Raw genomic sequence first — 11,541 nt, 5'->3', positions numbered from 1 at the left:
GCCCGGGAGGCCTCCCTCCCGGGCCGCGGCGTTCCGATGTCCGGGCGCCCGCGCGCCCCGGTTCCCCGGTGTCAGCGCGACGGGCGGAGCGTGACCACGGCGGTGGCCCCGCCGGCCCGCACCCGCACCTCGCGCGGGCCGGCCCCCTCCAGCAGGGCGGCGTCGTAGTGCTCCAGCACCGCGTCGCCGTCGACGGCGGCCGAGCCGGTGAGGCAGACCAGCAGGACGGTCGCCCCCGGCGGGACGTCCACGGCGGCCGGTGCGGTCAGCACGTCCACGGCGGCGTCGACCCGGCCGCGGCGGGTCATCACGTTGAAGTCGACCACCGGGCCGGCCGACAGCCGACAGTCCGTCACGGCGTCACCGGAGAAGGCGAAGGGGCGGAAGGGCTCGTCGACCAGCTGCTCGGCGCCGTCGACGGTGAGCGTCATGCCGGGGCCCTCGACCAGGGTGATCACCCGGTCGACGCCGGGGAACGGCGAGAACGGCCCGGCCGACGCGACGTCCGCGAGGCTGACCCGCCAGTCGAAGGCGTCCAGCCCGGCCCCGGCCGGGAAACCGGCGACCTCCCTGGTCACCCCGCCCCCGTTGAGCCACGCCGTGGCCGGGCGCTCGTCCGCCCGCAGTACCTGGATCCGTCCGCTGCTCGTCATGGCCCGCATCCTGCCACCACGCCCGCGCGCGGCCGCGCCGGGAGTCGCCCGGGGCCGTCGGCGGTGGGGTCGGCCGGACCGGCCGTGCCGACGACCCGGGCGCGCCCGTCAGCGCCGACGGACGGCCAGCGGCAGGAGCGCCCCCGCGGTGGCCGCCACCGCGACGGTGGTCAGGGCCATCGGCAGCCCGGCCGCGTCGGCGAGGAAGCCGATCACCACCGGGCCGATCAGCATGCCGCCGTACCCGAGCGTCGAGGCGAACGCGACGCCCTGCGGGCCGCCCGCCGCACCGGCCCGGGCGATCGCGAGGGGGAAGAGGTTGGCGAGGCCGAGACCGGCCAGGACGAACCCGCAGACGGCCAGCGGCACCACCGGGGCGAGGGCGGCGACCAGCATGCCGGCCGCCGCGGTCAGGCCGCCGAGCAGCATCAGCCGGGTCTGGCCGAGCCGGATGGACAGCCAGGTGCCGCCGACCCGTCCGCTGGTCATGGCGAAGGCGTACGCGGCGTACCCGGCGGCGGCCGTCCCGGGGCTGGCGTGGACGTCGTCGGTGAGGTGGAGGGTGGTCCAGTCGGCGATCGCGCCCTCGCCGTACGCGGTGCACAGCGCGGTGAGGCCGAGCAGCAGGACGAGCAGCCGCAGGTGCGGGGCGGCGCGGCCGGCCGTGGTGCGGGTGCCGTGGTCGCCCGTGGTGTCGCCGGTGGTGCCGCCGTCGCCCGTGCCGCTGCCGCTCGTGCGGCCGGGCGCGACCAGCGGCGCGGCCGGGCTGCGCAGCAGGACGACGCCCGCGGCGGCGGTGACGGCGAGGCCGAGCAGGCCGCCGAGCGCGAGCGCCCAGGCGGTGCTCAGCGCACCGGCGAGGAGCCCGCCGAGGCCCGCGCCGAGCAGACCGCCGAGGCTGTACCCGGCGTGGAAGCTCGGCATGACGGGCCGTCGCAGCTGCGCCACCAGGTCGACGGCGGCGCTGTTCATCGCGACGTTGGCGCCGCCGTACCCGGCGCCGAAGAGCAGCAGCACGCCGCCGAGCGCGGCGACCGAGTGGGCGTGTGCGGGCAGCGGGACGGCGAGGCTGAGCAGGGCGAGCGAGCCGACGGTCACCGGGCGCGAGCCGTACCGCAGGCACAGCCGCCCGACGAGCGGCATGGTGAGGACGGCGCCGATCGACAGGCAGAGCAGGGCCAGCCCGAGGGCGCTGTGCGAGGCGTTGACCTGGCTGCGGATGTCCGGGATGCGGACCACCCAGGCGGCGAAGAGGAAGCCGTCGACGGCGAAGAACGCGGTGAGCGCGAGCCGTGCCGAGCCCCAGGGGCTGTCCGTCCCGGGGGGTGTGCTGCGAGACTGGGGGGAGGTCTGGTCGGGTCGAGGGCGCGGGCGGATTTTGTTTCGAAGCGGCACAAAGTCACAATAGGGGCGTGCAGCTCTCACCTTCAAGTCCGCGACCAGGTTCCGGAACCGACCTCGAAGCGCAGCGCGACGCCCACCGCCGCGCGGCCCCCGATCGCGGTCGGACGCTGCTCGGCCCCGCGCTCTCGCTCATCCACACCGGACAGACGCCCACCCGCTCGGCGCTCACCCGCGCGCTGGACGTCACCCGGGCCACCGCCGGGGCCGTCACGGCCGAACTGGAGGCGCTCGGGCTGATCACCGTCGACTCGCGCCCGGCCGGCGGCGGACGCGGACGCCCCTCGCACCGGCTCGCGATCGACCCGCAGGGCCCGGTCGTGGTCGCCGGGCAGATCCACGCCGACGGGCTGAGCGTCACCCTGGCAGGCCTCGGCGGCCTGCTCGACCCGCCCGTCCACCTGCCGCTGCCCGCCGCGACCGACCCGGTCCGGATGCTGCGCGCCGTCGCCGAGGCGGGCGCCGAACTCGCCCGGGCGACCAGCCGGCGCTGCCTCGCCGCCGCGCTCGCCCTGCCCAACCCGGTCACCGAACCCGACGGCGCCGCGCTCGCCGCACTGCACTTCGCCTGGCCCAGCGGCACCCCGGTCGCCGACCTGTACGACGTCGAGGTGGGCCGCGCCGACCACGGCCCCGGCGCCCGTCGGCCGCTGCCCACCGCCCTCGCCAACGACGCCAACCTCGCCGCGCTCGCCGAGTACCGGCACGGCGCCGGGCGCGGCGCCCGGCACCTGCTCCTCGTCACCTCCGGCCATCGCGGCGTCGGCGGCGCGCTGGTGATCGACGGTCACCTGCACACCGGCAGCGCCGGGCTGGCCCTGGAGGTCGGCCACCTCACCGTCGACCCGCAGGGCCGGCTCTGCCCGTGCGGCAACCGGGGCTGCCTGAACTCCGAGACCGACCCCGACGCCCTGTTCGCCGCCGCCGGGCTCACCCCCGAACCGGGGCGCCCGCTGCTCGACCAGGCACGCGAGCTGTGCCGGGCGGCCGCCACCGACGAACGCGCGCGGGCCGCCGTCGAACACGTCATCGACCGGCTCGGGCTCGGACTCGCGGGCGTCGCCAACATCCTCAACCCGGACCGGGTGGTCCTCAGCGGACTCCACCTGGACCTGCTGGAGGCCGCGCCCGAGCGGCTGCGCGCGGTGGTCGCCGAGCGCAGCCTGTGGGGGCGCAGCGGGCGGGTGCCGATCGTCGGCGCGGAGCTGGCGCACGGTGCGCTCGCGGGTGCGGCGGAGCTGGGCTGGGGGCCGTACCTGGCGGACCCGCAGTCGGTCACGGCGGGCTGAATCCGGGGCCGGGCGTCGGGCTGGGTGCGACAGGTCGGACCAGGGGCGATAAGCGGAAGCTGGGACTGCGAAAACGGTCACTTATCGTGACTCTCCTACACTCGTAGTGAGCAGTGGGGGGTCATAACGAGGGAGAGTGGCCATGAGCACCCAACCCGGCAGGGCCCAGTCCGGCGGAGCGAGCGGCATCGACCCGACCGCGGGCATCGAGCCGACCGTCGACGTCGACCGGACCGACCCGCAGTACCGCGCCTGGCTCAAGGAGGCGGTGCGCAAGGTCCAGGCCGACGCCAACCGCTCCGCCGACACCCACCTGCTGCGCTTCCCGCTGCCGGGCGAGTGGGGGATCGACCTCTACCTCAAGGACGAGTCCACCCACCCGACCGGCTCGCTCAAGCACCGCCTGGCCCGCTCGCTCTTCCTCCACGGGCTCTGCAACGGCTGGATCCGCCCCGGCAAGCCGGTGATCGAGGCCTCCAGCGGCTCCACCGCCGTCTCGGAGGCGTACTTCGCGCAGCTCGTGGGGGTGCCGTTCATCGCGGTCATGGCTAAGAGCACCAGCCAGGCCAAGATCGACCTGATCGAGTTCCACGGCGGCGAGTGCCACCTCGTCGACCGCTCGGACGAGGTGTACGAGGCCTCCGCCCGGCTCGCCGAGAGCACCGGCGGGCACTACATGGACCAGTTCACCTACGCCGAGCGGGCCACCGACTGGCGCGGCAACAACAACATCGCCGAGTCGGTCTTCGCCCAGCTGCGCCTGGAGCCGCACCCCGAGCCGGCCTGGATCGTCGCCACCGCCGGGACGGGCGGCACCTCGGCGACCATCGCCCGCTACGTGCACTACATGCAGTACGACACCCGGATCTGTGTCGCCGACCCGGAGAACTCCTGTTTCTTCGACGGCTGGGTGCACCACGACCCGGACGCCGTCTGCGAGCGGGGCTCTCGGATCGAGGGCATCGGACGGCCCCGGATGGAGCCGAGCTTCGTCCCGGGGGCGATCGACCGGATGATGAAGGTGCCGGACGCCGCCTCCATCGCCGCCGTGCGGGTGCTGGAGCAGGTGCTCGGGAAGAAGGCGGGGGCGTCCACCGGGACGGGGCTGTGGAGCGCGCTGAAGATCGTCGCCGAGATGCGGGCGGCGGGGCGGCGGGGCAGCGTGGTCGGTCTGATCTGCGACCCGGGCGACCGCTACCTGGACAAGTACTACTCGGACGACTGGCTGGCCGGCGAGCGGATCGACATCGCGCCGTACCGGGCCGTGCTGGAGTCCTTCCTCGCCGGCGGCGCCTGGACGGGCTGACGCCGAGGCCGTCGCCCGCCCGACGCCGAGCCGTCGCCCGCCCGGGCCGTCCTGCCCCCCCCCGACGCCACGGCGCCGAGTCCCCGGCGTCAGGGCAGCGGTGCGCCCGGCAGGTCGGCCGGGACGAGGAGTTGGAGCTCCTCCGTCGACGGGTCCGCGAGGTGGGCGACCCGCATCGCGTGCCGCTCGACCATGGTCTCGAAGACCTGCCGCGCGGTGCGCCCGTTGCCGAAGTTGGGGCCGCGCTCCAGCCGGGCGAAGTGGTCCAGCAGCACGCCCTCGGTCGCCTCGGCGAGCGCGTACTCGTGCTCGGCGCACTGGGCCCGGGCGATCTCCAGCAGCTCGTCCGCCGTGTAGTCGGAAAAGGTGATGGTGCGGGAGAAGCGGGACGAGACGCCGGGGTTGGCGGAGAGGAAGCGCTCCATCTCCAGGGTGTAGCCGGCCACGATGACGACCACTTCGTCCCGGTGGTCCTCCATCAGCTTGACCAGGGTGTCGATGGCCTCCCGCCCGAAGTCGCGCGCGCCGTCCTCGGGGGCGAGCGCGTACGCCTCGTCGATGAAGAGCACCCCGCCGCGCGCGCGGTCGAAGGCGGCGGCGGTGCGGATCGCGGTGGAGCCGATGTGCTCGCCGACCAGGTCGACCCGGGCCACCTCGACCAGGTGTCCGCGCTGGAGCACCCCGAGCGAGGCGAGGATCTCGCCGTAGAGCCGGGCGACGGTGGTCTTGCCGGTGCCGGGGGCGCCGGTGAAGACCAGGTGCCGGCGCAGCGAGGGCGCCTTGAGCCCGGCCTGGCGGCGGCGCTTGCCGACCGAGATCAGGTCGATGAGCGTGCGCACCTCCTGCTTGACGGTGGCCAGCCCGACCAGGGCGTCCAGCTCGGCGAGCGCCTCGTCGGCGGGCCGGCAGTCCGGGATCGGGGCGATAGCCGAGCCGGCGGCCGTCGCGGCGGAGGTGGCGGCGGCGCTGCCGGCCACCCCGCCCGCGCCGGCCCTGCCCGCCAACGGGGCGGTGGCGGAGGCCAGTTGGGCGGTCCGCGGGCCCGGTACCTCGGCCGCTCCGGCCGCCGGTCCGACGTCGTCCGAGGTGCAGCCCTCGGCGACCGGCCCGGGCTCGGAGAACTCGAAGCCGGCCCGCTCGTTCTGCTCGGCCCGGCAGCGGGTCAGCTGGGTGCGGCAGCCGTCGATGATGTGGAAGCCGAAGCCCTTGCCGTGCGAGACCCGGCAGTCCTCGAAGGTGCCCCGCCCCTGCGCCGAGACGTACACGCCGGCGTCGGTGCTGGCCCGGACGGTGCAGTCGCGCAGCACCGGGTCGGCGCCCTTGGTGACGATCACCCCGGTGGCCACGTCGGAGATCTCGCAGCCGGTGAGCAGGCCGCCGCTGCCGTGGTCGCGGAACCACAGGCCGGTGCCGGCCTCCTGGACCCGGCAGCCGGTGAGGGTCACCGCCGCGCCGCCGCTGACCGAGACCGCCGAGCTGCGGATCCGGCTGAAGGAGCAGTCCGCGGCGATCGCGGCGGAGTCCCGGTCGAGGACGAACAGCGCGTCCGGCAGGTCGTACAGCGAGCAGTCGGTGAGGGTGAGCCGGGCGCCGTCGCTGACCCACAGCGCCGGGTACTCGCCGGTGGAGCCGTGGATCTGGCAGGACTCGGCGACGGCCTCGGTGCCCTGGTCCCAGACCGAGAGCGCCCCGCGCCCGAAGTCCCGGACGGTGCTGTGGTCGAGGCTGATCCGGGAGCGGCCGCGCAGGTCGGCGCCGTTCTCCGGCAGGTCGTGCACCCGGCAGCCGGTGAGGACGAGTTCGGCCTCGCCGTCCAAGGTCAGGCCGTTGCCGGTGACCCGGTGGATCTCGCAGTCGACGAGCCGCCCGCGGGCCTGCGACTCGGCCTGGACGCCGCTGCCGCGGATCTCGTAGATCTCGCAGCCGGTCAGTTCGGCGGCGCTGCCGGGGTCGGAGAGCAGGACGCCGGCGCCGGCGGCGTGGTGGACCCGGCAGCGGTCGAGGGCGGCGGTGGCGCCGCCGAGGACGGCGAGTCCGGCCTGCCCGGCGGCGGCGACCTCGCAGTCCTCCAGGGCGGCGGCGGTGCCGGGGCCGCGCAGGCGCAGCCCGAGTCCGGCCGGGTTGGCCACGACGCAGCCGCGCAGGGTGGGCCGGGCGCCGTCGGTGATCTCGATGCCGGTGGCGGAGCGGGTCTCGATCCGGCAGCCGCTGAGCGTGGGCGCGGTCTGCGGCCCGGTGATCAGGACGGCCGGGGTGGAGCTGTCGCCGCCCTCGACGACGAGGTCGCGGACGGTGGCGTCGGCGGTGACGGTCAGCGCCGCTCCGGACGGCGGGTCGATCCGGACGGTGCCCGGGCCCTGGGCCGGGACGATCGTCACGGGCTTGTCCAGCAGCACGTTCTCCCGGAACGTCCCCGGCCGGACGGTCACGGTGTCGCCCGGTTCGGCGGCCGCGAGGGCCTCCGCGAGGGTGTCGTACTCGCCTGCGCGGCGGCGCCAGCGGGATGCGCTGTCCTGGGTGACCCGGACCCTGTGCTCTGCCATGACGGTCTGTCGTCCCCACCTTCGTCGAGCCGGCGTTCAACGGGCCGTACGCGCGGGCCGTCCGCCCACCGTAGCGCGCCTCCATGGGTGGTCCGGTCGGCCGCGGTCGCGCGGGCACCGGGGGCTCGCGCCTTCGCCACAGGTTCCGACCACATGTTCAACGAGCGCGCACACCCGTGGTTCCGAGCCGGGGTCGCGCCGCGGGGGCGGCCGGGGGAGCCGGTGAACCGGCGCGCCGCCGGTTCACCCCCGCGCGTCGGCGGGCCACTGCGCCCCGTCCTCCAGCACCTCGACCGGGTCGCCGACGCGCAGCGTGCCGAGCACGTCGCCGGTGGTGCCGGCCGGCCGCTCCGGGATCAGGTTCTGCCCGAACGCGGCCTTCTTCAGCAGCCGGTGGTGCCGGGCCAGGGTGCGCAGCGGTTCGGGGCCGCGCCGCTCGCCGCTCTCCTGGTCGGTGGTGGTGATGACGCAGCGGCCGCAGGGCTTGACGACCTTGAAGGTGAGGTCGCCGATCCGGATCCGGCGCCAGCCGTCCTCGGCCCACGGCTCGGCGCCGCCCACCACGGCGTTGGGGCGGAAGCGCTCCATCGGCAGCGGCTCGTGGCCGTCGGGGTGCTCGGCGGCGATCAGCTCGTTGAGCCGCTCCAGCGAGGCGGTGGTGGTGAGCAGCAGGGGGAAGCCGTCGGCCATCGAGACGGTGGTGCCGGGCTCGGCGTAGTCGGGGTCGGCCGGCCGGGCGTGCGGGTCGTCCAGGTGGACCAGGCGGTAGTCGCCGAGGTGTTCGGCGATCCACCGGTGCGCCTCCTCGGCAGCCTCGGCGGCGCGGAAGCGGGTGCCCCAGACCTCGACCTCGGCGAGCGGGTCGCCGGCTGCGACGGCGGGCGCGGGGACCTCGATCCGGGAGCCGTCGGGGGCGGTGAGGCCGAGCGCGCCGTCGGGCAGCAGGTCGGGCCGGATCTGGCCGAGGGCGGCGTTCTCGCGCTGGCTGACGAAGCGCCCGGTGGCGTCGGCGAGCATCCAGCGGCGGTCTCCGGCCAGGCCCCAGGGTTCGACGGCGGCGGTGTCCGGGCTCAGGCGGTACATGGACTTGACGGGGTAGACGTGGAGTCCGGTGAGCTGCATTCCCCCATCCTGCCAGCCGGTTCCCGACGGTCCGCAGGAGCCCCGTACGCGCACGGACCGCCCGGGACGCCGTGGGGGGCGTTCCGGGCGGTCCGTGGATGACCCGTTTCTCCGTACGCCCGGCGCGGGGAGCGCGCCGGGTGGTGCTCAGGTGGTGCGGGTTCGGGCCGGGTGGGGTCCGGCCCTGGAGGTCAGTGGCTCAGTAGCCCTGGCCCTGCTGCTGGTAGCCGCCCTGCTGGCCCCCCGCGTTGTAGGCGTTGTTGCCGGGCTCACCGTACGGGCCCGGGCGCTGCGGCTGCATCGGGCGGACCGGCGCCATGGCCGGGCGCAGCTGGGCGCCGCCGAAGCCCTGGTCGCCGCCCTGGCCCTGGAAGCCGGGGCCGGCCGGGCCGGGGCCGCCGAAGGACTGCTGGCCGCCGAAGCTCTGCGGACCGGCCTGCGGCTGGCCGCCCGGCTGCCCGGGGCCGAACGCGCCCGGACCGCCGATCGGCTGCGCGCCGAAGGACTGCTGGCCGCCCTGGCCGCCGATGAAGGTGTTCTGGCCGCCGAAGCTCTGGCCGCCGGTCGGCTGGTAGCCGCCGCCGGCGGTCTGCGCGAAGGCCGGTGCGGCGGGCTGCGGCCGCTGGTACTGCTGGGGGGTGCCGTAGCCGGGGACGGGCGGCTGGGGCGCGGAGGCGTACGCCGGCGCGGGCTGCGCGGGGATGTACGCCGTGGCGGGACCGGCGGAGGGGCCGCTGCTCGGGCCGGGGCCCAGGGCGAGGCGGGCGGGCGGCAGCGCGGGGAGGTTGCTGCCGGCGCTCTCGTACCCGTTGCCGTACCGGTTCTCGTAGGACGGGCCGGCGCTGGCCCCGTAACCGGACGACATGGCCGGCGGCAGGGCCGCCGGCACGTTGATGGGTGCGATCTGGGGGACGCCGCGCTCAGCCACGAGGCTGTCGTAGATCGGCGTGCCGGAGGAGAAGGACGGAGAGGGGTAGCCGACTCCGTCGTAGGAGCGGGGCGAGGTCATGGGGCATACGGTAAGCCCACAACGCGCCTGCTGAGGAGAGCGGGAGGGGGAGCAGTTCGACTGTTTACACAGTCTTCGCTCGCACAAAGGTTTCGAAAGTAGGAAGAACGGACATACCGGCGCTCAGTTCCGGACAACCTCGGCGTGCCGTCAGTGATCGAACAGTACCCGGACGGCGGCGCGGCGAACCCTTGCGGTGACCGGGCGGTGGACGGTTCGGGGCCCGCCGGAGAAACTTTTGCGGACAGGGCGTGCGCCGGCGCATTCGAGCCCCCGCCGACGGTCCGACGAGGGCTCGTGAATGTTTCGGGAATAAAGTCCCCGTCAGCGGCCTCGGGCCCGTGGTCAGCTCGCCTGCAACGCTTGCGCCTGCGCCGGGAGGCCCGGCCGGCCGGCGACCTCCGAGGTGCAGAAGGAGCAGCGGGTCGCCGCGGCCGGAATCGGGCTCAGGCACTCCGGGCAGTCGACCTTCACGACCGGCGCCGGCTCGGCCGACTCGAAGCGCGCCTGGAGCCTGCCGACCGGCAGCACCACGGCGAAGTAGATCACCGCCGCGACCAGCACGAACCCGATCAGCGCGTTGACGAAGACCCCGTACGGGAACCGGGCGCCGGCCACCTCGAAGGTCTTCTGGGTGAAGTCGCCGACGGCGCCGGTGGCGACCCCGATGAGCGGGGTCAGGAAGGCGGTGACGAACCCGGTGACCACGGCGGTGAAGGCCGCGCCGATCACGATGCCGACTGCGAGGTCCACCACGTTGCCGCGCAGCAGGAAGCTGCGGAATCCCTTGAACACCGGGTGACTCCAAATCCGTACGGGGAAGGGGGAGATGAGGCAGCGTGACGGGCGCCCCGGCCGGACATCCTGCCGACCGGGCCGGGCCGAGGTCCAACCGCGTTCACCCGATCCGCGTAACCGGCCGCAGGGCGCGCCGGCCGGTTCCGGGCGCAGCCCGGGCGCTCCGCGTACGGGTCGATCCGGCCGCCCCCGGGCCGGAGGGGTTCAGAGCGGCCGCACCCGCAGCGCGCGCTCGTAGAACTCGACCATGTGCGCGGACACCTGGGAGAGCGTGAACGAGGCCAGGAACCGTGCCCGCGCGGCCTTCGCCCGCACCCGCGCCGCCGCCCGGTCGTCCAGCGTGTCGACGACCGCCGCCGCCAGTTCGGCCGGCCGCTCCGGCGCCACCAGCCGGGCGTAGTCCTCCGAGCCGACCGTCTCGCGCAGCGCCGGCACGTCCGCGCAGACCAGCGGCACCCCGACGCCCATCGCCTCGATCGCCGTGCCGCCCTGACCCGCCCAGCGGGACGGCACGGCGAGCACGTCGGCAGCGGCCATCAGATCGGCCACGTCCTCGCGCGGCCCGAGCAGCCGGACGCTCCCGGCGGACTCGGCGAGCGCCCGCAGCCGTGCGCTCTCCGGGCCCGCCGCGCCGGCGAGCAGCAGGACGGCCCCCGGCTGCGCGCGCCGGACCGCCGGCCAGGACGCCAACAGCACGTCCAGGCCCTTGCGGTGGTGCTGGCCGGCGGCGGCCAGCACCACCGGCACGTCCTGCGCCAGCTCCAGGGCGCCGCGCACGGCGGCCCGCCGCTCCGGGGTGGCCGTGCCCAGCAGCTCCGGGTCGAGCCCGCGCGGCACCACGTCGATCCGCCGCCGGGGGATGCGCAGCCGCCGCGCCATCGTGCCGGCCACGTGCCGGGTGAGCGCGTGGAAGCGGCGGGCGCCCTGGGCGGTGGCCGCGTCCAGGGCCTGCGCGGTGCGCATCCGCCAGGGGCTCGCCCCGTGCGCCGCAGACTGCTCCGGTCCGTACGCCGGGTCGAGCAGGCTGGAGACCACCGGGGTGCGGGCGGCGAGGGCGGCGGCCCGGCCGAGCACGTCCGAGGCGTGGCGGGCGGTGTGGACGAGATCGGGCCGGCGTTCGCGGATCAGCCGGCGCAGCGCGGCGGCGGTGGCGGCCCCGGTCGGTCGGCCGACGCCGAACACGGCGGCGCCCGCCGCGGTCAGCTCCGGCTGCCAGCCGCCGGGGGAGTCGTAGAGGTAGGCGACGTCCAACGTGACGCCGGCGCGCACCAGTTGGGGAGCCATCGAGACCAGGGCGCGCTCCGCCCCGCCGGCCCGGTTCACGCTGTCGACCACCAGAAGCACCTGCACCGGCCACCCCCGCCCGCTGCGGGCGCGTCCGTTCTCCCGTGCCGGACGCCCCCTGACTGGTGATCAGCAT

General features: G+C 75.7%; 9 protein-coding genes. 2 read left to right on the top strand and 7 right to left on the bottom strand.

Features of this window, described 5'->3' with window-relative positions:
* Nucleotides 1-71: 71 nt before the first annotated feature.
* A complete protein-coding gene (locus ACFVTF_RS34605; RefSeq protein WP_387817983.1) occupies nucleotides 72-653 on the bottom strand; it encodes a HutD family protein in 582 nt (193 codons plus the stop codon).
* Nucleotides 654-761: 108 nt separating this feature from the next.
* The gene (locus ACFVTF_RS34600; RefSeq protein WP_387817982.1) at nucleotides 762-2,048 is read right to left on the bottom strand and encodes an MFS transporter; all 1,287 of its coding nucleotides are present in this window, start codon (nucleotides 2,046-2,048) and stop codon (nucleotides 762-764) included.
* A 17-nt stretch (nucleotides 2,049-2,065) separates the two neighbouring features.
* On the opposite strand from ACFVTF_RS34600, the gene ACFVTF_RS34595 reads away from it, so the two are divergent.
* The gene (locus tag ACFVTF_RS34595; RefSeq protein WP_371521142.1) at nucleotides 2,066-3,343 is read left to right on the top strand and encodes an ROK family protein; all 1,278 of its coding nucleotides are present in this window, start codon (nucleotides 2,066-2,068) and stop codon (nucleotides 3,341-3,343) included.
* A 142-nt stretch (nucleotides 3,344-3,485) separates the two neighbouring features.
* Entirely contained in the window at nucleotides 3,486-4,649 is a 1,164-nt protein-coding gene (locus ACFVTF_RS34590) for a PLP-dependent cysteine synthase family protein (protein ID WP_387817981.1), read from the top strand.
* Between the two features lie 89 nt (nucleotides 4,650-4,738).
* Here the strand turns inward: ACFVTF_RS34590 and ACFVTF_RS34585 are convergent, their stop codons facing one another.
* The 5 genes from ACFVTF_RS34585 to ACFVTF_RS34565 form a co-directional block, all read right to left on the bottom strand.
* Nucleotides 4,739-7,192, bottom strand: coding sequence for a right-handed parallel beta-helix repeat-containing protein (locus tag ACFVTF_RS34585; protein WP_387817980.1), 2,454 nt, complete (start codon nucleotides 7,190-7,192; stop codon nucleotides 4,739-4,741).
* 243 nt (nucleotides 7,193-7,435) lie between these two features.
* Nucleotides 7,436-8,314: an MOSC domain-containing protein gene (locus ACFVTF_RS34580; protein ID WP_387817979.1), complete on the bottom strand. Its 879-nt coding sequence runs from the start codon at nucleotides 8,312-8,314 to the stop codon at nucleotides 7,436-7,438.
* A 199-nt stretch (nucleotides 8,315-8,513) separates the two neighbouring features.
* Nucleotides 8,514-9,323, bottom strand: a complete 810-nt coding sequence (locus ACFVTF_RS34575; protein WP_371521154.1) for a DUF6643 family protein — start codon at nucleotides 9,321-9,323, stop codon at nucleotides 8,514-8,516.
* Nucleotides 9,324-9,668: 345 nt separating this feature from the next.
* Nucleotides 9,669-10,118, bottom strand: a complete 450-nt coding sequence (mscL, locus tag ACFVTF_RS34570) for a large conductance mechanosensitive channel protein MscL (protein WP_387817978.1) — start codon at nucleotides 10,116-10,118, stop codon at nucleotides 9,669-9,671.
* Between the two features lie 207 nt (nucleotides 10,119-10,325).
* Entirely contained in the window at nucleotides 10,326-11,456 is a 1,131-nt protein-coding gene (locus ACFVTF_RS34565) for a glycosyltransferase family 4 protein (RefSeq protein ID WP_387817977.1), read from the bottom strand.
* Between the last annotated feature and the right edge of the window lie 85 nt (nucleotides 11,457-11,541).

It is taken from the genome of Kitasatospora sp. NPDC057940 (assembly GCF_042887425.1).
GTDB lineage: Bacteria > Actinomycetota > Actinomycetes > Streptomycetales > Streptomycetaceae > Kitasatospora.
This window is presented reverse-complemented; position numbering and strand designations above follow the sequence as displayed.

Excerpts from the sequence above, each read along its gene's own strand:
- ACFVTF_RS34590 (WP_387817981.1), top strand. The coding sequence starts at position 3,486 with ATGAGCACCCAACCCGGCAGGGCCCAGTCCGGCGGAGCGAGCGGCATC.
- ACFVTF_RS34605 (WP_387817983.1), bottom strand. The coding sequence starts at position 653 with ATGACGAGCAGCGGACGGATCCAGGTACTGCGGGCGGACGAGCGCCCG.
- ACFVTF_RS34575 (WP_371521154.1), bottom strand. The coding sequence starts at position 9,323 with ATGACCTCGCCCCGCTCCTACGACGGAGTCGGCTACCCCTCTCCGTCC.
- ACFVTF_RS34585 (WP_387817980.1), bottom strand. The coding sequence starts at position 7,192 with ATGGCAGAGCACAGGGTCCGGGTCACCCAGGACAGCGCATCCCGCTGG.
- ACFVTF_RS34580 (WP_387817979.1), bottom strand. The coding sequence starts at position 8,314 with ATGCAGCTCACCGGACTCCACGTCTACCCCGTCAAGTCCATGTACCGC.